The following is a 21676-nucleotide window of genomic DNA, read 5'->3' on the forward strand; positions in this document are numbered from 1 at the left end:
GCTCAGGCGCCCTCCTCCGCCGACAGCAGCTCGGTCGCGTCCACGATCCGGTACGCATAGCCCTGCTCGGCCAGGAAGCGCTGGCGGTGGGCGGCGAAGTCCTGGTCGACGGTGTCGCGGGCGACGACGGAGTAGAAGCGCGCCTCGTGCCCGTCCGCCTTCGGCCGCAGCACCCGGCCCAGCCGCTGGGCCTCCTCCTGGCGGGAGCCGAACGTTCCGGAGACCTGGATCGCGACGGTCGCCTCCGGCAGGTCGATCGAGAAGTTCGCCACCTTGGAGACGACGAGCACCGAGATCTCGCCCTCCCGGAAGGCGTCGAAGAGCTTCTCGCGCTGTGCGTTGGTCGTCTCGCCCTTGATCACCGGGGCGTCCAGATGCGCGCCCAGCTCGTCCAACTGGTCGATGTACTGCCCGATGACCAGCGTCTGCTCGCCCTGGTGGCGCCGGACCAGCGCCTCGGTGACCCGCTGCTTGCTGCCGGTCGTCGCGCAGAAGCGGTACTTCTCCTCGGTCTCCGCCGTCGCGTACGCCAGCCGCTCCGAGTCGGAGAGGCTGACCCGCACCTCGACGCAGTCCGCGGGCGCGATGTACCCCTGCGCCTCGATCTCCTTCCACGGCGCGTCGAACCGCTTCGGGCCGATCAGCGAGAAGACGTCCGACTCCCGGCCGTCCTCGCGCACCAGCGTCGCGGTCAGCCCGAGGCGGCGCCGGGCCTGGAGATCGGCGGTGAACTTGAAGACCGGCGCGGGCAGCAGATGCACCTCGTCGTAGACGATCAGGCCCCAGTCCCGGGAGTCGAACAGCTCCAGGTGCGGGTAGACGCCCTTCCGCTTCGTCGTCAGGACCTGATACGTGGCGATGGTGACGGGCCGGATCTCCTTCTTCGTCCCGCTGTACTCGCCGATCTCGTCCTCGGTCAGCGTGGTCCGCTTCACCAGCTCGTGCTTCCACTGCCGGGCCGAGACGGTGTTGGTGACCAAGATCAGCGTGGTGGCCTTCGCCTGCGCCATCGCACCGGCCCCCACCAGCGTCTTTCCCGCGCCACAGGGCAGTACGACGACGCCCGAGCCGCCGTGCCAGAAGCCCTCGACGGCCTGCTGCTGATACGGCCGCAGCGCCCAGCCGTCCTCGGCGAGCGCGATCGGGTGGGCCTCGCCGTCGACGTAACCGGCGAGGTCCTCGGCGGGCCAGCCGAGCTTCAGCAGCGTCTGCTTGATCTGGCCGCGCTCGGAGGGGTGCACCACGACGTTGTCCGGGTCCAGCCGCGCGCCGACCAGCGGCTGGATCTTCTTCGAGCGCAGCACCTCCTCCAGCACCGGCCGGTCGGTGCTGGTCAGCACCAGCCCGTGCGCGGGGTGCTTGACCAGCGTCAGCCGCCCGTAGCGCGACATGGTCTCGGCGATGTCGACGAGCAGCGCATGCGGCACCGGATAGCGGGAGAACTGCACCAGCGCGTCGACGACCTGCTCGGCGTCGTGCCCGGCCGCCCGCGCGTTCCACAGTCCGAGCGGCGTCACCCGGTACGTGTGGATGTGCTCGGGCGCCCGCTCCAGCTCCGCGAACGGCGCGATGGCCCGCCGGCAGGCGTCCGCCGCCTCGTGGTCCACCTCCAGCAGCAGCGTCTTGTCGCTCTGGACGATGAGAGGTCCGTTCACGCGCCTCGCCTTCCTACGTGAGTGCTGCCCGGCCGACCCCGTCGCCGTCCGGTCACCGGCCACCGCCCGCGGCCGGGCGGGTGGCCAAACGTCCAGTGTGCCGCATCGCCGGGACGGACCGCGGTGGCTCCGTGCGCGGTGGGGTTTTTCCGGGTGGCGGCCGGGTCAGGTGGCGGCCGGTGCCGGGGCCGCCAGATCCGCCAGGTGGGTTCGGAGGGTGTCGGCGCAGACGGCCGGGGTGACGACGGCGGGGTGGAGGACGGCGGTGAGGCCGAGGCCGTCGATGAGGGCGGCGAGGCGTTCGGTCTCGGCGGGGACGTCGCGGCCGGGGCCGAGGGAGCCGTCGTCGGCGAGGCCGGTCAAGGCGCGGTGGATGAGGGCGCGGGTGCCGGTGGCGGCCTTGCGGGAGAGATCGGCGAAGGCCGGTTCGGTGCGGGCGGCCGCGGTGAAGTCGAGGAAGACGGTGACCTCGGCGCGGCGCAGGTCGTCCAGGGGGAGCAGCTCGCCGAGGAGGTCGGCGACGAGGCGGTACTGCTCGGCCCGCGGGTGGCCGGCCACCCCGCCGACCGCGTCGACCCGGCGCATCAGCCGAGCGGAGACCCGCTCCAGCATCGACTCCATCGCGAACCGCATCAGCTCCTGCTGGGAGGCGAAGTAGTGGCGGACGGAGCCGATGTTGAGGGCGGCCTCATCGGCGACGGCGCGCAGCGAGGCCCGCTGGAGGCCGTCGCGGACGACGACCCGGAAGAGGGCGTCGACGACGTCCCGGCGGCGGGCGTCCCGGTCCACGAGCTTCGGCATGGTCCCTTTTTACCACGTTTTTTATCACGGTCATGATAAATTCTTTTTCTATCACGCTCGCGATAAAAAACGACGGAGGGAACGGGATCGTGGAGACCTACCTCAACTTCATGCTCATCAGGTTCGGCCTGATAGCCGCCGTGCTGGTGGTGGTGGCGCTGCTGGTCATCGCCGTGGCGCTGGTCCTGAAGCGGCGCGGCCGGCTCGACCAGGCACGCCGGTACGCGGACCCCGCCGCCCGGGCGGCCCTGCGCGCCGCGACCCGCCGGATGACGGGCGGACGGGGGCAGGGCGGAGGGCGAGGGTGAAGGCGGGGCGGGGGCGCTGCCCGTAGGGGGCGGGCTGCCCGTAAGGGACGGGTGCCGGGCCCGGGCGAGCCTCGCCCCGTAGGGGAGCGCGGCCCTTAGGGGACGGGGCGGCCCGGCCCCGGAGCGTGGCCCGTAGGGGAGCCCGTCCCGTAAGGGCCGGGCCCGGGGGCGCTCACACCGTGTCGTCCGCCAGATCGGCGACGCCGGTGATGCGGTGCAGGGGGTAGGTGCGGACCTCGTCGGCGGTGTGGTCGTAGGCGGTGACGAAGCCGCCCTCGACGCGCACGGGTGCGATGACGCGCTGGCTGGCGGCGCCGTCGGCGTTGACGTAGCCGATCCAGACGGCGGCGTTGGTCAGGACGGCCGCCTGCATGGTGGCGAGGGTCTCGGCGGAGGTGGTGCGGGGCGGCGCACCCGGGGCCGGGGCGGTGGCGGAGACCGGTTTGCGGGTGGCGGTGGCGGCCAGATCGCCGGCCCGGATGGCGCGGACCGCCGCCTCCAGGAGGGGCGCGTCGGGGACCGGCGGCCCCTCGGGCACCGGTACGGGCGCGCTGCGCGGCCCCGTGCGGTACGCGTCCGGCCGGGCGATCACGACGTCGCCCTCGGGGGACTCGGCGGCGGGGGCGTAGCCCATCGCCCGCAGGCCCTCCAGGAGCTGGTCCGGGGCGGTCTGCGCGGCGAGCACCGTCGGGGCGAGGCGGCGCAGCCGCAGCGGGGCGGCGCGGCGGTCGGCGAGGATCTCGGCGAGCAGCGCGTCGTCGTCGCAGCGGACGTAAGCGGAGGCGGCGCCGATCCGCAGCCGCCCGTGCCGGCGGGCCACGTCGTCGATCAGGTAGGCGAGCGGCTGCGGGACCGGCGTCCGGGAGTGGGCGGTGAGGAATTCCTGCAGCTCGGCGGCGGTGCGGCCGGTGTCCAGGGCGCGGCGCACCGAGGCGGGCGTGAAGCGGTAGACCGTCGCGCCGCCCTTGGACTCGATCTCGGCGAGGACGCCCAGCGTCTCGGCGAGCGGACGGTGCAGCGGGCCGGGCGCGACGGCGGTGAGGTCGGCCTGGAGCAGGACGTGGTCGAGCGGTTCGGGCAGCAGGGGAGCGAGGAGCGCCCCGGCGCGGGCCGCGGCCTCCCGGGTCGCGGCGGCCGTCGGGGCGGTGCGGGGCGCGGCCTCGCCGGAACCGGCGGCCCCGGCGTCCCCCAGGAGCGCGCGGCCGTGGGCGGAGAGGGCGCCGCGCCCGGTGACGCCCAGCAGTTCGGCCTCGGCCAGCGTCCACCGGGCGAGGCGGGTGCGGAGGTCCTCCCCGGGCGCGGAAACGGCCCCTCCGGTCGTGGCGCCCCCGGGTGCGGCGGGTGCGGCCTCCGGGGCGGCGGCGCGCAGCGGGCGCTCCCAGTGGAGGCGGTCGAGAACGGCCGCCTCGGGGACGGCGGAGCCCGGCGGCAGCCCGGCGAGGAGGCCGAGGGTGCGGCGGCGGACCTCGGGGGCGGGGGAGCGGTCCAGGTGCGGGCCGAGGGCGGCGGCCGCCCGGCCCTTGGCGTCCGCGGTGCCGACCACGCCCGGGGTGCGGGTGGCGTCCAGCCAGGCCGCGACCAGCGCCGCCCAGCGCTGCGCGTCGGGCAGCTGCCGCCACTCCTCGGCGGCGGGCGTCGGCGCGTACCGCTCGTCGGCCTCGCCGTCGGAGGCGATCAGGCCCGCCCCGTGGGCCAGCTCCAGCCAGAAGGCGGCGGTCTGCTCGGTGGTGTCCAGGGCGGCCGCGGTGCGCTTGAGGTCGCGGACGCTCAGGCCCCCGGCGCGCAGCACCGCCGGACCGCCCAGATCCCACTCCTTCAGCAGCTCCTCGACGGTCGCCAGCGCCGTGAACGCCTGCCCGGCGGCGGCCGCGTCCACAGCCTGTGGATCGCGCGCGGTGACCGGCGCGAGGGCGGGCGGCACCGGCGCGGGGCTGCGGTGTGCGCGCCCCGCCCGCAGATGCAGCGCCGCCTCCCGGGGCAGGACGACGTTGCGGGCGCCGGCGGGCAGCAGCAGCCCGCGGTCCAGGAGCCAGCGCAGATGCGGCGCGGGCCGCTCGGTGACGCTGCCGTACGGCGGGCCCCACAGCAGCCGGTCGAGGACGGCGACGGACTCGGCGGGCGCCTCGTCCAGCAGCGCCGCCATCCGCTCGCCGTCGGTGAACAGCGAGGTCAGCGCGGCGACGGCGGTCACCGGGTCGTGCGTGGGCGGCAGCCCGGCGGTGGCGATGACCTCCTGGAGCCGCCCCGGAGACATCCCGGCCGCGGCCTCCGCGACGGTCGGCCCGAGGCCGGTCGGCGACGGGTGCGCCGCGCTCGGGGCCAGCAGCTCCCGGGCGGTCCGCACCAGCCGCAGCCGGTCGTCGGGCCCCCACACCAGGGCCTGCGCCCGCAGCGCCGCCACGGCACCGGGCAGCGCGGCCAGCACCGCCGCTTCCAGGGAGGGCGCGTTCGGGCCGTCCGTCCCCGGGGCGGCGTCCGGGGCGGGCGCCGGGGCGCCGGTCATCAGCGCGGCGAGCGTGGCGTACGGGCAGGGGTCGGGCGCCACCGCAAGCGCCTCGGCGGTCTGCAGCGCGAACCGGTCCAGGCGCTCCACGGCCCGCACCACCGAGGCGCGGGTCCCGGCCCGGGTGGCGAGCTGGGTGACGTCGCCCGGTACCGGGTTGAGCAGGTCCGGGCGGGCCCGCAGCAGGTCGACGAGCCCGCCGTCGGTGCGGGTCCGTAGCTCCTCGGCCAGAGTGCGGGGCGTATCCGTCATCCGCCCTACGTTAGCCGGGCCGGTGCCCGACGTAACGGGATCCCGCTGTGACGGCGCGCACCAGGGCCCGTACGCACCCGCCGCGCGCCCCGGACTCCGGGATCAGGGAGCCCGTACGGGGCGGGACGCGGTCGCCCCGGTCACGGCGGCGGCCCGGGCCCGGCTTCCGGGGAACCCGCAGGGGCCGGGCGGCTGTCGCCGGGGAACCCGTACGGGACGGTCAGGGCGCCGCCTCTTCCCGTACGGGCCCGGGGCAGGGGGCCGACCACCGCTTATGCGCCCCTCCCTTACGGGGCATCAGGGGCCAGGCCCGTAAGGGTTCTGGCGTCCGGTCAGGAGGCAGGGGTCGCCGTCTCCGGTGCGTGGGGGAGGGGAGGCGGTACGGTCGGGGAAGTAACCAGCGGACGCCGCAGGGGATTTCGTGGGGATCGAGAACGATCAGCTCGTTTTTGACTATCTGAGCCGGGTCGGCGACCTGGCCCAGCAGCGGGGCCTGCCCTCGGCGGCGCGGATGCGGCTGGTGGCCGATCTGCGGGCCGAGGCCACGGCCCGGATCGCGGGGCAGAAGTCGCCGTCGGTCTCCCAGGTGAAGCGGGTGCTGTCCCGGCTGGGCACGCCGGAGGCCGTGGTGTCGGCCGCGGCGGAGGCCGCCGGGACGACCGGGCGGACGCGGCCGGGAGCCGGATCGGCGCGACCGGAGTCCGCGGCCCCGACGGCGCCCGCCGGGGCGTCGGTCCCGGAGACGCCGATGGACCCGGGCGTGCCGTCGGCCGCGGTCCCGGAGACCTCGATGGGCCCGGGCGTGCCGTCGGCCCCGGTTGCACCGTCGGCCCCGGGCGGCCCCGGGCCCACGTCGGCCCCGCGCGCCACGGACGGCCCGGCCGCTCCGTCCGGCGCGGGTACGCCGCCCGGGCCTGCCGAGGCGCCCGGCCCGTCTGCTCCGCCCGGACGCTCCGAGACGCCCGGCTCCTCCGACACGCCCGGTCAGCCCGACGCGTCGGGGCCGGCCGACCCGTCCCCCTCGTCCACCGCGTCCGGCCGCGCCGCTCCTGCCGGTTCGCCCGGCGACGCCGAACCCCGATTCCCGACACCCGGTGACGGTGCCGCCGGCCCGTCCCGCCCCGAGGACGGCGCGGCCCCGGAGGCGGCCGGCCCCCGCGGCGTGCGCGGACTGCTCGGCGGGGCGGCCGCGCTCGGGGGGAAGGCGGGCGCGCCCGAGGGGACGGAGCGGCCGAACCGGCCCCTCTCGCTCGGGAAGTCGGGGCAGTCCGGGGCGTCGGGGAAGGTGCCGGGGCCGCGGGACGGATCGCGGCCCGGGCAGTGGTCCGGGCTGTTCCGGAAGAAGGGCGCCGAGACCGCGGAGGCGGCGGGCCCCCGGTTCACGCTGGCGCCCGGGGAGGCCGCACCGCCGCATCTGGCCGGGGCCGACGAAATCGGCGACGGCGACGCGGACTGGTGGCTGGCGCGGCCCGAGGCGACCGGCGTGGGCGAGACGGTGCCCGGCTTCGTCGGCGGCATCGAGATCCCGGAGATCTGGAAGCGGCCCGGGGAGCAGGACGACAAGGAGAAGGCGGCGGACGGTACGCCGCAGGCGGGCGGCGCCGGTGCGGAGCCGGGCCGTCCGCTGCCGGGGCTGCTGCGCCGCGCCCTCGGCCGGAAGAAACCCGGGCCCGCGGCGGAGGCGCCCGCCCCGGAACCGGCCGCCGAGCAGGCGCCGGCCGCCCGGGTCCGGCTCAGCCCCGTGGTGACGCTCGCCGTGCTGTTGTTGCTGGCCGGCGCGGTCCTGGGGAGCTGGTTCGCGCTGGCCGCTGGCTGGGCGGTGACGTTCCTCTCGCGCCGTCTCACCCACACCGAGGCGAAGTTCGCCGCGCTCGGCGTGCCCGGTCTGCTGGCGGGCGGCGGCGCCGTGTGGATGTGGGGCCGCGCCACGGGCCGGTGGGGCGACCCGATCGCCTCCGGGAAGATGGGCGCCGCGCTCCTCGACGGTCTGCCCGTCCTGGTCCGCGTCGCCGCCGTCGCCTCGGCCGTGTTCCTGGTGTGGCGGATGCGGCGCTGGGCCCGGTGACGGCCCGAGCCCACCTGGACCGACCGGCGCTCACGGGACCGCCCCGTAGGGGACGTTGCGGCCTCACGGAACCCGTACGGGCCCGCCTGCCCTTACGGGATCGCCCCTACCGGATCGCCCCTACGGGATCGCCCGTACGGCAACTCCCGTAAGGGAACCGCCGGCCCGCCACAGCCATCCGCCACCGCGCGCCCCGGAAGCGCGCCTCGCGCGCCCCGGACGACCGGTCCCCGCGGCGTCCCTCACCTCTTCGCCAACCGCTCCCGTACCTCGTCGAGGATCTTGTCGGCCGCGGTGTAGCCGATGCCCTGGATCCACAGCTGGTCGTCGACGCGGAAGGAGCGGTCGTTCTTGACCGCGCGGAGGTTCTTCCACAGCGGACCGCTGGTGACCTGCGCTTCCTTCGACGTATCCGGGGAGCCGTAGCTTGCGTAGAAGACCGCGTCGGCGTCGGCGCGGTGCATCTGCTCGGCGCTCAGCTCCGTCATCAGGCCGTCCTTGGCGTCGTTGACGACGTCCGTCGGGCCGGTGCCGAGGTCGTCGAGGACGGTGCCGATGTAGCTCTGGCAGCCGTAGACGCGGGTGTCGGCGCCCTCGACGAAGCGGACGACGTTGGTCCGCAGGGCCTTCGCCTTCGCCGGTCCGCCGAGCGCGGCGGTGACCTGCCGGGCGTGCGCCTCGTACCCCGCGACGACCTTCTTGGCCTGCGGAATCCGGTTCAGCGCCGCCGCGTGGGTGGCGAAGTTCTGTTTCCAGGGGTAGCCGGTGGTCTCGGTCATCACCGTCGGTGCGATGCGGGAGAGTTGCCGGTAGCTGTGCCCGTCGCGGACCTTGTTGGTGAGGATCAGATCCGGTTTGAGGGCGGCGACGGCCTCCAGGTTCGGGGCGCCGATCGTGCCGACGTCCTTGATCCCCGCGGTGTCGGCCTTCGGCAGGTAGTCGAGGAAGCCCGAGTCGACGTCGGAGCGGGTGGCGCCGACCGGCTTGACGCCGAGGGTGAGGGCGGAGTCCAGCTCCGCGGTGTCCAGCACCACCACCCGCTTCGGCGCGGCCGGGACCTCGACCTTGCCCATCGCCGTCGCGACCCGGTGCGGACCGCCGCCCGAGGGCGGCTGCGCCCAGTGCGTCACCGGCTGCTTCGGACAGTCGGCGGCCTTCAGGGACCCGCCGTCGCCGTCGCCGGACCCGCCGCTTCCGCAGGCTGCGAGGACGAGGGCGGCGACGGCCGCCCCCGCCACGGCGACTCCGGTACGGCGGACGGAACGGGGCCGCGCACGGCGGCTCCTACGACGGACGGCGGCACGACGGGCGAGGTGACGGGTCATGAAGTGCCCTTTCGGCTCGTGAGGGAGGGAAGGCGGGGGAGGACGGGAGAGGGGAGTGACGGACGGGGCGGCGGTGCTGCGTACCCGTAGGGGTACCCGTAAGAGCCGGTCGTACGAGCCGGGTTCCCGTAAGGGATGGCCGTACGGGCCAGAAGCCCGTACAGGAACCCGTAAGGGACGGTCGTGCGGGCCGGGTTCCCGTAAGGGGCGGTCGGGGGCGGGTCGCAGGTGGTTCGCAGGAATCCTCTCCCGTCGGGCGGCGGTCTGCACGAAGTCGGTCGCGGAAGTCGGTCGCGGAAGTCGGTCGCGTCCGTCCGCGGAATCTGATGTGCTCGGGGCGTCCCGGCAGGGGCGGCGGGATCACCCCGGAAGAGCCCGGAAGAGCCCGGAAGACCCCGGAAGACCCCGGACGACGATGTGCCCCAGGAGGACGACGGATGAGCGGGAACGGGCCGGACGCCACTCTCGTCGTGGGACTCCACGGGGTGCTGGACCGGCATCCCTGGATCGACCGGGTGGGCGCCGGGGCCGGCCTCGACGAGGACGTCTTCGGCCTCGCCGTGAAGCGGGCGGCCGCCTACGCCTGGAGTTCCACCGCCCTGACGGACCCGCCCGCCGACAACCTCTGGGACCACCACGACGCGGACGGCGACTGGACGCCGGACGGCCGGGTCCGGCAACTGGCCTGGCTGCACGCCTCGCTGCCGCGGCCGCTGAACCTGCCTGGCCACAAGCGGCGCGCCCGCCGGCTGCCGGTGCTGCCCGTCGTCACGGTCCTCGCGGACGCGCTGCGTCGCATCGGCACCGTCCGCCTCACCGGCACCCACGCCCTCGTACCGCTGCACCGCGCCGGGGACGCCCGCATCGAGCTCGCCGAGGTGGCCGACTGGTTCGCCCTCGCCGACCCGGCCGCCGCGGCCTCGCTGACGGTCACCGTGTCCGCGCCGCCGTCGGTCCGCCTCGCCGCCCGCGCCGCCGAGGTCTGCGCGGCGGCGCGGGAACGCACGTACCGGCGGATGGCGGTGACGGTCCGCAAGCCCGCCGGCGTGACGGCTCCGGGGCTGGCCCGTCCCCTCGCCGGGACGGTCCAGGCCGAGGGGCTGCGCCCGGCGCTCGCCTTCCGCTGCGACGTCCCGGAGTGGTCCACGGATGTGGCCGCGTGGACGACGGAGGTGTTCGCCGACGCGGTCCGGGCGGTGACGGGACTGTCGGGCCCGGTCCTCGTCACGGTCGGTCACAACGGGTCGGAGGCCTGAGACGCGGCGGCGCGAGGGCGGGCGGGTCTTCCAACTCCCGCCCCTCGTATGGGTAGTTGACTACGACACAGCTCAGGCGTCCTGCGGATACCAGCGCAGCTCCACCGTGTTGCCGTCCGGGTCCTGCACGTAGAGGGAGAGCGCGGTGCCCCGGGCGCCGTAGCGCTTGCCGGGGCCGTCCAGCACGGTGAAGACGCCGGAGTCGATGACCTGCTGCCAGTCGAGCGGCTCGACCACCAGGCAGATGTGGTCGACGTTGGAGCCCTGCGGCTGATCACCGGGCACTTCGACGAGGTCGATGATCGTGGTGGGGCTCACCCGCACGGACGGGAAGGGGACCTGGCCGGCCCGCCACTGCGCCACCCGTACCGGCTCCAGCCCCAACGGGCCGGTGTAGAAGTCGAGGGAGCGCTCGATGTCGGTGACGTTGAGGACGAGGTGGTCGAAGGCGATCACGCGCACAGGGATCTCCGCAGGGTCGGGGCGCCGGGCGCCGGGGGTGGTCCCGGACATGCCGGTCCGGGCCGGTGGCCGGTGGCCAACTGCCGTGGCCCGCCGGTGTCCTCAGCATCGTCGAGCGGCCATCCATCGGTCCAACACATGCTGGTCATCGATGTCCATCGCGTTTCATCATGGATCGATGGACCTGCAGCAGATGCGTTACGTCGTCGCGGTGGCGGAAACCGCGAGCTTCACCCGTGCCGCCGAGCGGTGCCACGTCGTCCAGTCCGCGCTCAGCCATCAGGTGGCCCGGCTGGAGAAGGAGTTGGGGGCCCGGCTGTTCGAGCGGACCAGCCGCCGGGTGCGGCTGACCACCGCCGGGGAGGCGTTCCTGCCCGCAGCCCGCCGCGCCCTGGAAGCGGCCGAGCGGGCCCGTACGGACGTGGCGGCGGCCATCGGAGAGATACGGGGCGGGCTGACCGTGGGATCGATCCCCGCCGTGGCGGCCGTGGACCTGCCCGCGGTGCTGCGCGACTACCGCCTGCGCCACCCGCAGGTGCGGATCAGCCTGCGGGCCGGCTCCAGCGAGCAGCTGGTCGAGCGGGTGCGCGAAGGGCAGCTGGACGCGGCGCTGCTCGGCGTGCAGCCCGGATTCCTGCCGCAGGGCATCCACGACCGGGAGCTGGCCCACACCCGGCACGTCGCCGTGGTCGCCCCGGACCACCCCCTGGCCGGCGGGGGCGAGGTGGACATCCGCCGCCTCGCCGAGGAGACGTTCGTGGACTTCGCCGACGGCAGCGCCGCCCGCGCCCAGTCGGACCAGGCGTTCGCGGCGGCGGGCCTGCGGCGCGAGGTCGCCTTCGAGGTGTCCGGGGTCGAACTCATGGCGCCGATGGTCCGCCACGGACTGGGCATCGCCCTGCTGCCCGCGACGTTCGCCGCCGAACTCCACGGCCTGGTGACCGTGGAGGTCATCGACGGGCCCGTACGGGTGGAGCGCCTGGTCTGGAGCCGCTTCCCGCCCTCGCCCGCCGCCTCGGCCTTCCTCACCCTGCTGGGCGTGGCGGAAGCTAAGCCCTCGCCCAAGGCCGCCCCGGGACCACCAGCGGCGAGCCGGTGACCGGGTCCGGGATGACGACCGCCTCCAGGCCGAACACCTCGTGCACCAGCTCCGCGGTGACCACCTCGGCGGGCGGGCCCTCGGCGAGGACGCGGCCCGCGCGCATCGCCACCAGGTGGTCGGCGTAGCGGGCGGCCTGGTTCAGATCGTGCAGGACGGCGACGACCGTGCGGCCCCGCTCGTGGTTGAGCTGGCGCACCAGGTCGAGGACCTCCACCTGGTGGGCGATGTCCAGATACGTCGTGGGCTCGTCCAGGAGGAGCAGATCGGTCTCCTGGGCCAGCGCCATCGCGATCCACACCCGCTGCCGCTGGCCGCCGGACAGCTCGTCGACGGGGCGCTCGGCCAGCTCGGCGACGTCGGTGCGCTCCATCGCCTCCGTCACCGCCCGCTCGTCCTCCGCCGACCACTGCTGCCACCAGTGCTGATGCGGCTGGCGGCCGCGGGCGACGAGATCGGCGACGGTGATCGCCTCCGGCGCGACGGGCGTCTGCGGCAGCAGCCCCAGCGACCGGGCGATCTGCTTCGTCGGGATCCGCGCCAGATCCGCGCCGTCCAGGAACACCGCGCCGCGCCGCGGCCGCAGCAGTCGCCCCAGGGCGCGCAGCAGCGTCGATTTGCCGCAGGCGTTCGGCCCGACGACGACGGTGACCGCGCCCTGCGGCACGTCCAGGTCCAGCGCGTCGACGACCGTGCGGTCCTCGTACGCCAGCGTCAGCTCCCGCGCCGTCAGCCGGCTCGGGGCGCTCTCCCCGGTCGTGGGGGCGGTGGTTGCGCCGGTCTCGGTCACGCTTCTCCTCCTGCGGCACGGCTGGCACGGCTACGGGGGCCGGCGGCGCGGCCGCGGCCCGCCGTCCGGCTGCGGGTGCGGTGGCCCCGGATGATCAGCCAGATCAGATACGGGGCGCCGACGGCGGCGGTCAGCACGCCCACCGGCAGCTCCGTCGGCGCGAACAGCTTGCGGGCCAGCAGATCGCCGCCCACCACGATCGCCGCGCCCAGCAGCGCCGAGCTGAGCAGCGGGATCTGCGCGGTACGGGTCAGCCGCCGGGCGATCTGCGGCGCCAGCAGCGCCACGAAGTCCACCGGGCCCGCCGCCCCCGTCGCCATCGACGCCAGCACCACGCCCAACGCCACCAGCCCCAGCCGGGTGCGGCCCAGCCGGACGCCCAGCGCCGTCGCGGTGTCGTCGTCCATCGACACCGTCCGCTGCGCCCGTGCCGCCCACAGCGCCGCGGGCAGCAGCGCCAGCAGCGCCCAGCCCAGCGGCGCCGCCTCGGCCCAGCCGCGGCCGTTCAGCGACCCCGTCATCCACACCTGCGCCTGCTGCGCGACGAGGTAGTCGCCCTTCGTCAGGAACAGCTGGATCACCGAGCGGAGCGCCACCGCGAAGCCGATGCCGATGAGGACGAAACGGGTCGCGTGCAGCCCGCCGCGCCATGCGAAGACGTACACCAGCGCCGCCGCCAGCAGCCCGCCGGCGATCGACAGATACGGCAGCACCGCGGACGAGGTGACCCCGAGCGTCATCGCGCCGACCGTCAGCGCGCCCGCGCCCTGGGTGACGCCGATGATGTCCGGGCTGGCCAGCGGGTTGCGGGCGACCGTCTGGATCAGCCCGCCCGCGACGCCGAACGCCGCACCGACCAGCAGCCCCACGACCATCCGCGGCAGCCGCAGCGTCCCGACGACCAGCTCCTGCGACGACGGCCGCCCCAGGAGCACGTCCAGCACGTCGGACGGCGCGACGAAGTCCTCGCCGACGCAGAGATACGCCAGGCACACCGCGGCCAGCGCCGCCGCCAGCAGCGCGGCGACGACCGCGGCGCGGCGGTGCAGCAGGAACGAGACGCGGCGCGTGCCGACGACGGCGTAACCGGCCGGCCGGTGCCCGCGGGCCGGGCGCGGCGCCGGGGCGGCGACCGCCTCACGGGCTTGGGGGGCACTCACGCGGCCACCGCCTTCCGGCGCACGAGGGTCACCAGGAACGGCACGCCGATCAGCGCCGTCATCACGCCCGCCGGCACCTCCGACGGCGGGAAGACGATCCGCCCGACCGTGTCCGAGACCAGCACGATCACCGGGCCGAGCAGCGCCGCCATCGGCAGCACCCAGCGGTGGTCGCCGCCGACCACGGCGCGCGCCAGATGCGGCACCGCCAGCCCGACGAACGCGATCGGACCGGCCGCCGCGACGCCCGCGCCGGTCAGCACCGTGGCCCCCAGCCCGCCGACGATCCGGACGACGGCGACCTTCTGGCCCAGCCCCCGGGCGACGTCCTCGCCCAGCGCCAGGGCGTCCAGACCGCGCGCCACCGACAGCACCAGCACCGCGCCGACCAGCAGGAACGGCCAGATCTGGGCGGCCACCTGAGCGTCGCGGCCGGTCAGCGAGCCGACCTGCCAGAAGCGGAACTCGTCCAGCGCCGCCGCCTGCGTCGTCAGCACCGCCATCGTCACCGACACCAGCAGCGCATTGATCGCCGCCCCGGCCAGCGCCAGCTTCACCGGCGTCGCACCGCCCCGCCCCCGGGTGGCGATGGCATAGACGACGACGGAGGCGATCGCGGCGCCGGCGAAGGCGAACCAGACGTAACCGGTGAGGGTGTGCACCCCGAACAGCGAGATGGCCAGCACCACGCCGACCGACGAGCCCTGGCTGATGCCGAGGATGCCGGGGTCGGCGATCGGGTTGCGGGTGAGGCCCTGGAGCACCGTCCCGGCCATCGCCAGCGCCGCCCCGACCATCAGGCCGATCAGCGTGCGCGGCAGCCGCAGATAGCGCACCACCTGCGCGGCGTCACCGTCCCCGCCGTGCACCAGCGCGCCGATCACCTCGGACGGGGCGAACGCCCGGCTGCCGACGGCGAGCGAGAGGAGGACGGCCAGCAGCAGCGCCGCCACCGCCGCCAGCGTCAGAACGAGCCGCCGCCCGCGCAGCCGGCTCATCGCGCGCCCTCCCGGGCCGGATGCGCCGGGGCGCGCGGCGGCGCTCCGGGGGCTTGCCTGGTCGGCTGACATCGGGTCCATTTCGAGATATCCGGGCGCAGCGCGTGCCCCCGCATCCCGTGCGGCGGACCGCCGGGCCCCAGGGGCACGCTCTTAGGTAAGGCAAGGCTAAGGGTACGACCCGGGGCCGTACCGGGCCGGGTGGGGCGGGCCCGCGGGGCCGCCGGCGGTGCCCGGCACAATGGGTGACATGGCTGCCCCGACCGCCCCCAGCGACCCGACCGTCCCCGGCGCCCCCGCCCTGACCGTCGGTTTCGACCTCGACATGACGCTGATCGACTCCCGCCCCGGCATCCGGGCCACCTACGTGGAGCTGACCGCCCGCACCGGCGTGCACGTCGACGCCGACCTCGCGATCACCCGGCTGGGCCCGCCGCTGGAGCAGGAGATCCGCGAGTGGTTCCCCGAGGAGCGGGTGGCCGAGGCCAGTGAGCTGTACCGGGAGCTGTATCCGCAGTACGCGGTCGCGCCGTCGCCCGCGATGCCCGGCGCCCGCGCCGCGCTCGCCGCGGTGCACGCCGCCGGCGGCCGCACGCTCGTGGTCACCGCGAAGTACGAGCCCAGCGCCAAGCTCCACCTCGACCACCTGGGCCTGGACGTCGACATCCTCGTCGGCTCGCTGTGGGCGGAGGCCAAGGCCGAGGCGCTGCGCGCGCACGGCGCCACGGTCTACGTCGGCGACCACACCGGCGATGTGCGCGGCGCGCGGGCGGCGGGCGCGCTGTCGGTCGCGGTGGCCTCCGGGCCGTGCGGCGCACCGGAGCTGCGCGCGGCGGGCGCCGATGTCGTCCTCGACGACCTCACCGCGTTCCCCGGCTGGCTCGGCGGCTACCTCGCGGGCGACGCCGCGTCCGCCTGAGCCCGCCGGCGCTGGCCCATGACGGAGCGGACCACCCCCGCTCCGGCGATCAGGAAGCCCACGCCCATCAGCATGCAGACCCAGTAGAAAACCGAAGGCAGCGGCTCGGCACCGATGAACAGCGGGGTCATCGTGGCCAGAGTGGCCAGTGCGCCAATGAGGAACACGATCGCGCCGATTCGGACCAGCAGATCCCCGTCCCGGGGCGTTTCGTCAGACACCTGACCAGGGTAAGTCCGGGCCACAAGCATTGAGGAACCGCCCGGTACGTCTTGTCACCGCGCGCGGGAGCATTAGCCTTGGTGACGGCGGGTCCGAGTGACCCGCTGCACTGCTATCCAGACCCGTTTTTCCGGCAGCATTTCCGTAATTTCCGCACATTCGGCATTTTCCGAGCAGTCAGCCCGCATTTTCCCACGAGTACGAGGACGAGGACAGACGTGCCTACCGGCAAGGTCAAGTGGTTCAACAGCGAGAAGGGCTTCGGCTTTCTCTCCCGCGACGACGGCGGTGACGTCTTCGTGCACTCGTCGGTGCTGCCCGACGGCGTGGACGCACTCAAGCCGGGCCAGCGCGTCGAATTCGGCGTCGTCGCCGGCCAGCGCGGCGACCAGGCACTGTCCGTGACGATCCTCGACCCGGCGCCCTCGGTGGCCGCGGCCCAGCGCCGTAAGCCCGATGAACTCGCCTCGATCGTGCAGGACCTGACCACCTTGCTGGAGAACGTCACCCAGCAGCTGGAGCGCGGCCGCTACCCCGAGAAGGCGCACGGCGCCAAGATCGCCGGCATGCTCCGCGCGGTCGCCGACCAGCTCGACGTCTGACCCCCGCCCCGCCGGGCCCGCGCCCGGAGGGCCGCGCCCGGCCGGACGTCACGGATCAGACGAACGCCAGCGCGTCCGGGCCGAGGGGCGGCACCAGCCCCTCGGCCGCCGCACGCGTCAGCAGCCCCCGCACCGCCGCGTAGCCGTGCTCGCCGAGGTCGGCGGTGAACTCGTTCACGTAGAGCCCGATGTGCTGGTCGGCGACGGCCGGATCCATCTCCTGGGCGTGTTCGAGGACGTACGGACGTGACGCCTGCGGGTCGTCCCACGCCATCCGCACCGACGTCCGCCCCGCGTCCGCCAGGCGCCGCAGCATCTCCTCGCCCAGCGACCGCTTCGCGATGATCGCGCCCAGCGGGATCGGCAGGCCGGTGGTGCGCTCCCAGTGCTCGCCCATGTCGGCCAGGCAGGTCAGGCCGTAGTTCCCGTAGGTGAAGCGGGCCTCGTGGATGACCAGGCCCGCATCGACCTTGCCGTCGCGGACCGCCGGCATGATCTCGTGGAACGGCAGCACCACGATCTCCCCGACGCCGCCCGGCACCTCGGCCGCGGCCCAGAGCCGGAACAGCAGATACGCGGTGGACCGCTCGCTGGGCACCGCCACCGTCTTCCCGGCGAGCCCCGCCGCCCCGCCGCCCTCGCGGGTCAGCACCAGCGGCCCGCAGCCACGGCCCAGCGCCCCGCCGCACGGCAGCAGCGCGTACTCCTCCAGCACCCACGGCAGCACCGCGTACGACACCTTCAGCACGTCGAACTCGCCGCGCTCGGCCATGCCGTTGGTGATATCGATGTCCGCGAAGGTCACCGACAGCTCCGGCGCGCCGGGGACGCGGCCGTGCGCCCAGGCGTCGAAGACGAAGGTGTCGTTGGGGCACGGCGAATAGGCGATGTCCAGCGGCCGGGTCACGGGTCCTCCTCGCGAAAGGGCCCGGCACGGTGGCCGGGCCGGGGTGTCACAGGGCGCGCAGTGCGGCGGGCAGCGCCGCGAACGCTCCGGTCAGCGCGGTGAGCGCCGGGCCGATGCGCCAGGCCGCCCGGTCGCGGGGCCCGACCGCGTTGGAGACCGTACGGATCTCCAGCACGCCCGCGCCATGGGCCACGGCCGCCTCGGCGACGCCGAAGCCCTCCATGGCCTCCGCCAGCGCACCGGGGTGGCGCGCCGTCAGCTCCGCCGCGCGCGCCGCGGAGCCGGTCACCGTCGAGACCGTCAGCACCGGGCCGGTGCGCGCCCCGCAGGCGGTGGCGACGGCCCGTACCAGCGCCGGGTCCGGGCGGTGCGTGACCGTTCCGAAGCCCAGCTCCGTCACCGGCAGAAAACCCTCGGGCGTCTCGGCGCCCAGATCGGCGGCGGTGAGGGTGTCCGCGACGATCACCGAGCCCAGCGGGGCGGCGGGCGCGAAGCCGCCGCCGATCCCGGCGGAGATCACCAGGGAGTACGGCGCGCCGTCCAGCGCGGCGGCGGTCAGCGCGGTGGCCGTGCCGGCGGCTGCGGCCGCCGGGCCGACCCCGGCGGCGAGCACGTCGACGGCGGGGCCACCGGCCGCGTCGCCGGTGTGCAGCGCGAGGCCACCGGGCAGGGCGCGCGGGGTGTACGGGCCGCCCGCGGCGCACACCGCGTCGCGTTCGGCGGCCACCGCCGTGACGACGAGCACCCGCATCAGACGGCCCGCCCCGCCCTCGCCCCGGTCAGCGCGCTCAGTCCTTCTGCTTCAGGTTGAAGTGCCACATGGTCTTGGGGCCCTGGCCCTTGCCCAGCTCCGCGACCTGGAGCGTGACCGACTTGCTGTAGGTGGTCTGGCCGGTCTGCGGGTTCTGCTGCATGAAGAGCGTGTCCGCGTCGAAGGAGCGGTACGTCTGGGTGCTGGCCTCACGCATCACGGGGCCGCCGCCGATGACGATCCAGCCGGACTTGGCAACCTCCGGCGTCACGCCGACGCGGACCCGCTCACCGGGCTGAACGGTGATGGTCTTGCCACCGTTCTTGGAGATGCAGGTCTCGACCTGCTTCTTGCTCAGCAGCTTGCCGTCGCCGTTGCAGCCGGGCGTGGCCTCGGCGGTGACGGTCGTGGAGCCGACGGTCACGGTCGCCAGGTCGGACGGCTTCTCGCAGGCGGAGAGGGTGACGAGGCCCAGGGACACGGCACCGATGGCGGCAGCGGCACGGCGGCCCTTGCCCCAGGAGATCATCGCAGCGGTCATGACGGGCAGGCTATCTGGCGCCTCGGCGCGCACCACGCCCGGGTACGGCGTGCCGCCCCGCGCCGCCCACATGCGCGCCCGCCCGCACCGGCGCCCGGGCCGCCGCCGCGCACCGCCCGGCCCCGCCGCCCGCACCCGCCGGACGCCGTCGCCCGCCCGCTCACCGCACCCGCGCCGCGGCCCGCCCGCCGCGCCGGGCCGCGCCCAGCAGCCCCCGTACGGACACCAGCGCGCCCACCGCCACCAGCGCCGCCGCGACGATCATGCCGAGCTCGCCGGAGAGCGGCAGCGCGATGCCGATCGCACCGCCGGCCACCCACGACAGCTGGAGCACCGTCTCCGACCGGGCGAACGCGGAGGTGCGCACCGTCTCCGGGACGTCCCGCTGGATCATCGCGTCCAGCGACAGCTTCCCCAGCGCCTGGCAGAGCCCCGCGGCGGCCGCCGCCACCGGCACGACCACCAGCGGCAACGGCTCGTAGCCGACCACCGCCGCCACCGCCGCGGCCAGCGCGAGGCCCAGCACCCCGGCGGCGATCCGCTCCGGGCCGCGCGCCCGCAGCCAGGCGCCGACCGTGGTGCCCAGCGCGTTGCCGCCGCCCGCCGCGACCGCGACCAGCCCCAGCGACGTCGCGGCGCCCAGCCCGTCCAGCGGGTGTTCGCGCAGCAGGAACGCGAGGAAGAACGTCAGCAGCCCGGACAGCGCGCGGAGCGTGGCGTTGGCCTGGAGGCCGTGCAGCACCGACGGGCCGACGGTCCGCAGCCCCGGCCGCCGCCCGGGCCCCGACGCCAGCCGCGCGCGGGCCTCGCCCTTCGCCGAGTCGACCGCGGGCGGCAGCGTGAACGAGAGAAAGGTGCCGCCGCAGAACACCAGGAACGCCCCGAAGAGCGGCCACATCGGCCCGATCAGATGCAGCCCGGCCCCCAGCGGCGCGGCCACCGCGGTCGCCAGCAGCCCGGCGAGCGTCACCCGCGAATTGGCCTTGACCAGCGAGATGCGCGGCGGCAGCAGCCGCGGCACCACCGCGCTGCGCACCACCCCGTACGCCTTCGACGCCACCAGCACCCCCAGCGCCGCCGGATACAGCTCAAGCCCGCCGCCGGCGACCGCGCCCGACATCGTCAGCGCGAGCAGCGCCCGCGCCAGCATCGCGGCGGCCATCGCGGCCCGCCGCCCGTGCGGCACCCGGTCCAGCAGCGGCCCGACGACCGGCGCCAGCAACGCGAACGGCGCCATCGTCACCGCGAGGTAGAGCGCCACCCGGCCCCGCGCCTGATCGGTCGGGACGGAGAAGAACACCGTCGAGGCCAGCGCGACGGTGATCAGCATGTCGCCCGCGGAGTTCACCGCGTGCAGTTCGATGAGCTTGCCCAGGCCCGATTCGCCCGCGCCGTGCGCATGGGTGGCGCGCCGTACGCCCCGGGCCGCGCCGGTGACCGGACGGTGCAGCGCCCGCCCGGCGGACCGCCCGGCCCGCCGGACCCGGGCGCGCCCCGTCCCGCTCCGGGTCGACGCGCGCGAGAACCGCGGCCCCCTCGACCCCTTGGACGACCGTGCGGCAGCCATCCGGCCATACTGCCCGAACTGCCCGGGTATCTGGTGGTTTCCTGGGCCTGTTGCGTGGGGCGACGGCGATCCGGACCCCTCCCGCCGCCACCGGCGGACCCCGGTGATCGCATTTGCCGCTCCCGCCGAGGGATCGTCCACGAACTACGGGGTAGCGTGTGTAGCGCGCCACCGGTGGTCGTCCATGGCCGCGCGCCTTTGCGCGATCCCTCAGAATGGGTCGTGAGAGGTGCGCTCGACCCAAGCGATCGGGCGCGGACGTCGACGCGGTCCCCAGGTCCGCTCCGCCCGCCCCGCCCCGCCGGTCGTCCGGACAAGGACAGGACAGCTCCGGCTGGCGCACTCGTGAGACGGCGTGGAAGAGAGAATCGATTCTTGTGAGTGCTGCGATGCGAAGCCGTACCCCGGACCGCCTGTGCGCCGAGGCGGTAGACCTCGCCCGTGCGGCGGCCGAGGAGACCGCGCTGCCGGGCATGGTCGGCGAGCACCTGGAGGCCGTCGCCGACGGCGACCGCGTCGTCACCCACCTCTTCGCCTGCAAGGAGCCCGGCTACCGCGGCTGGCGCTGGGCCGTCACCGTCGCCCGCGCCTCCCGCGCCAAGATCGTCACCCTGGACGAGTCGGTGCTGCTGCCCGGCCCGGACGCCGTCCTCGCCCCCGAGTGGGTGCCGTGGAGCGAGCGGCTGCGCCCCGGCGACATGGGCCCCGGCGACCTGCTGCCCACCGACGCCGAGGACCTGCGCCTGGAGCCCGGCTACACGGGTGAGGACACCCCGCCGCCCAACTCCGTCCTCGCCGCGGACCTGCCCGCCGAGACCGCGGAGATCGCGCAGATCGCCGACACCGAGGACGCCGACGTCGTCCCCGGCTCGCCCGCCGTCCAGCCCGCCCCCGCCCGCGGCGACCTCGCCTCCCTCGCCGACGAACTGGGCATGCGCCGCGCCCGCGTCCTGTCCCGCTACGGCCTGCACGAGGCCGCCGACCGCTGGGACGAGGCGTTCGGCGCCCGCACCCCGATGGCCCAGGCAGCCCCCGCCACCTGCGTCTCCTGCGGCTTCCTCACCCCGCTCGCCGGCTCCCTGCGCCAGGCGTTCGGCGTCTGCGCCAACGAGTTCTCCCCCGCCGACGGCCGCGTCGTCTCCCTCTCCTACGGCTGCGGCGGCCACTCCGAAGCCGCCGTCATGCCCGCCCCGCCCCGCCCGGCCACCCCGGTCATCGACGAAACCGTCATCGAACCCCTCACCCTCCGCCCCGAACCCACCGGCGGCTCCGTAGAGGACACGACCCCTCCCGAGGAACTCGGCCACAGCTAACCCGGGACCTTTTCCCCTTTCTTTTCTCCTCCTCCCGAGGGCGAGGGGCGCACCGGACGAACAACGGGAGGTGGCGGGGTCGGGGGTGGTGTTGCAGACGTAAAGCGGCCAGGACACCTTATCTCGGCGCCGTCGCCCAGGCGCGCGACGGGCTGCGTGCCGCGGTCGACCAGATGCAGC

Annotated in this window: 20 protein-coding genes; 7 read left to right on the top strand and 13 right to left on the bottom strand. The window is 75.3% G+C overall.

Translation table 11 applies throughout. The features are described 5' to 3' along the window. Positions 1-2: 2 nt before the first annotated feature. Both ABT345_RS28580 and ABT345_RS28585 read right to left on the bottom strand, forming a co-directional pair. The gene (locus tag ABT345_RS28580; RefSeq protein ID WP_345079363.1) at positions 3-1655 is read right to left on the bottom strand and encodes a DNA repair helicase XPB; all 1653 of its coding nucleotides are present in this window, start codon (positions 1653-1655) and stop codon (positions 3-5) included. Positions 1656-1820: 165 nt separating this feature from the next. Continuing rightward, positions 1821-2456, bottom strand: a complete 636-nt coding sequence (locus tag ABT345_RS28585) for a TetR/AcrR family transcriptional regulator (RefSeq protein WP_345079366.1) — start codon at positions 2454-2456, stop codon at positions 1821-1823. 89 nt (positions 2457-2545) lie between these two features. Between ABT345_RS28585 and ABT345_RS28590 the strand changes: the two genes are divergently transcribed. Then, complete coding sequence (locus ABT345_RS28590) at positions 2546-2764, top strand: hypothetical protein (protein ID WP_345079369.1); 219 nt, start codon at positions 2546-2548, stop codon at positions 2762-2764. Positions 2765-2936: 172 nt separating this feature from the next. On the opposite strand, the gene ABT345_RS28595 is transcribed toward ABT345_RS28590, so the two are convergent. Next, positions 2937-5519, bottom strand: a complete 2583-nt coding sequence (locus tag ABT345_RS28595; protein ID WP_345079372.1) for a helicase-associated domain-containing protein — start codon at positions 5517-5519, stop codon at positions 2937-2939. Between the two features lie 421 nt (positions 5520-5940). Between ABT345_RS28595 and ABT345_RS28600 the strand changes: the two genes are divergently transcribed. Next, positions 5941-7584 carry a hypothetical protein gene (locus ABT345_RS28600; RefSeq protein WP_345079375.1) on the top strand — a complete coding sequence of 548 codons (1644 nt, stop codon included), beginning with the start codon at positions 5941-5943 and terminating at the stop codon, positions 7582-7584. 242 nt (positions 7585-7826) lie between these two features. On the opposite strand, the gene ABT345_RS28605 is transcribed toward ABT345_RS28600, so the two are convergent. After that, entirely contained in the window at positions 7827-8822 is a 996-nt protein-coding gene (locus ABT345_RS28605) for an ABC transporter substrate-binding protein (protein ID WP_345079380.1), read from the bottom strand. Positions 8823-9346: 524 nt separating this feature from the next. On the opposite strand from ABT345_RS28605, the gene ABT345_RS28610 reads away from it, so the two are divergent. Beyond that, positions 9347-10165: a hypothetical protein gene (locus ABT345_RS28610; RefSeq protein ID WP_345079383.1), complete on the top strand. Its 819-nt coding sequence runs from the start codon at positions 9347-9349 to the stop codon at positions 10163-10165. A gap of 72 nt (positions 10166-10237) precedes the next feature. On the opposite strand, the gene ABT345_RS28615 is transcribed toward ABT345_RS28610, so the two are convergent. After that, positions 10238-10627 carry a VOC family protein gene (locus tag ABT345_RS28615; RefSeq protein ID WP_345079386.1) on the bottom strand — a complete coding sequence of 130 codons (390 nt, stop codon included), beginning with the start codon at positions 10625-10627 and terminating at the stop codon, positions 10238-10240. A 178-nt stretch (positions 10628-10805) separates the two neighbouring features. Here ABT345_RS28615 and ABT345_RS28620 point away from each other — a divergent pair, with 178 nt between their 5' ends. Then, positions 10806-11726, top strand: a complete 921-nt coding sequence (locus ABT345_RS28620) for a LysR family transcriptional regulator (RefSeq protein WP_345079389.1) — start codon at positions 10806-10808, stop codon at positions 11724-11726. On the opposite strand, the gene ABT345_RS28625 is transcribed toward ABT345_RS28620, so the two are convergent. From ABT345_RS28625 to ABT345_RS28635, 3 genes are read right to left on the bottom strand one after another with little or no spacing between them, the layout of a single operon-like run. Further along, on the bottom strand, positions 11677-12516 hold the full coding sequence (locus tag ABT345_RS28625) for an ABC transporter ATP-binding protein (protein WP_345079392.1): 840 nt from the start codon (positions 12514-12516) through the stop codon (positions 11677-11679). The genes ABT345_RS28620 and ABT345_RS28625 overlap by 50 nt on opposite strands. Then, a complete protein-coding gene (locus tag ABT345_RS28630; protein ID WP_345079395.1) occupies positions 12513-13676 on the bottom strand; it encodes a FecCD family ABC transporter permease in 1164 nt (387 codons plus the stop codon). Before ABT345_RS28630 ends, ABT345_RS28625 begins: the two co-directional genes overlap by 4 nt. Then, positions 13673-14674: a FecCD family ABC transporter permease gene (locus tag ABT345_RS28635; protein ID WP_345079397.1), complete on the bottom strand. Its 1002-nt coding sequence runs from the start codon at positions 14672-14674 to the stop codon at positions 13673-13675. Before ABT345_RS28635 ends, ABT345_RS28630 begins: the two co-directional genes overlap by 4 nt. Before the next feature lie 241 nt (positions 14675-14915). Here ABT345_RS28635 and ABT345_RS28640 point away from each other — a divergent pair, with 241 nt between their 5' ends. Continuing rightward, positions 14916-15593 (top strand): HAD family hydrolase, encoded by a 678-nt coding sequence (locus ABT345_RS28640; protein ID WP_386459482.1) that lies wholly within the window; start codon positions 14916-14918, stop codon positions 15591-15593. Here the strand turns inward: ABT345_RS28640 and ABT345_RS28645 are convergent. Beyond that, positions 15563-15814 carry a hypothetical protein gene (locus ABT345_RS28645; protein ID WP_345079401.1) on the bottom strand — a complete coding sequence of 84 codons (252 nt, stop codon included), beginning with the start codon at positions 15812-15814 and terminating at the stop codon, positions 15563-15565. The two genes, ABT345_RS28640 and ABT345_RS28645, sit on opposite strands and share 31 nt — an antisense overlap. Before the next feature lie 219 nt (positions 15815-16033). On the opposite strand from ABT345_RS28645, the gene ABT345_RS28650 reads away from it, so the two are divergent. Beyond that, positions 16034-16417 (top strand): cold-shock protein, encoded by a 384-nt coding sequence (locus ABT345_RS28650; protein ID WP_143942785.1) that lies wholly within the window; start codon positions 16034-16036, stop codon positions 16415-16417. A 55-nt stretch (positions 16418-16472) separates the two neighbouring features. Here the strand turns inward: ABT345_RS28650 and ABT345_RS28655 are convergent, their stop codons facing one another. The 4 genes from ABT345_RS28655 to ABT345_RS28670 form a co-directional block, all read right to left on the bottom strand. Further along, positions 16473-17324, bottom strand: a complete 852-nt coding sequence (locus tag ABT345_RS28655) for a 1,4-dihydroxy-6-naphtoate synthase (RefSeq protein ID WP_345079408.1) — start codon at positions 17322-17324, stop codon at positions 16473-16475. Positions 17325-17370: 46 nt separating this feature from the next. After that, entirely contained in the window at positions 17371-18075 is a 705-nt protein-coding gene (locus tag ABT345_RS28660; protein WP_345079411.1) for a futalosine hydrolase, read from the bottom strand. 37 nt (positions 18076-18112) lie between these two features. Then, positions 18113-18616, bottom strand: a complete 504-nt coding sequence (locus tag ABT345_RS28665; RefSeq protein WP_345079414.1) for a hypothetical protein — start codon at positions 18614-18616, stop codon at positions 18113-18115. Between the two features lie 160 nt (positions 18617-18776). After that, entirely contained in the window at positions 18777-20183 is a 1407-nt protein-coding gene (locus tag ABT345_RS28670; protein ID WP_345079417.1) for an MFS transporter, read from the bottom strand. A gap of 389 nt (positions 20184-20572) precedes the next feature. Between ABT345_RS28670 and ABT345_RS28675 the strand changes: the two genes are divergently transcribed. Beyond that, positions 20573-21496 (top strand): DUF3027 domain-containing protein, encoded by a 924-nt coding sequence (locus tag ABT345_RS28675; RefSeq protein WP_345079420.1) that lies wholly within the window; start codon positions 20573-20575, stop codon positions 21494-21496. Positions 21497-21676: the final 180 nt, after the last annotated feature.

Source organism: Streptomyces sp. NPDC000404 (assembly GCF_040300365.1).
Classification (GTDB): domain Bacteria; phylum Actinomycetota; class Actinomycetes; order Streptomycetales; family Streptomycetaceae; genus Streptomyces; species Streptomyces ramulosus.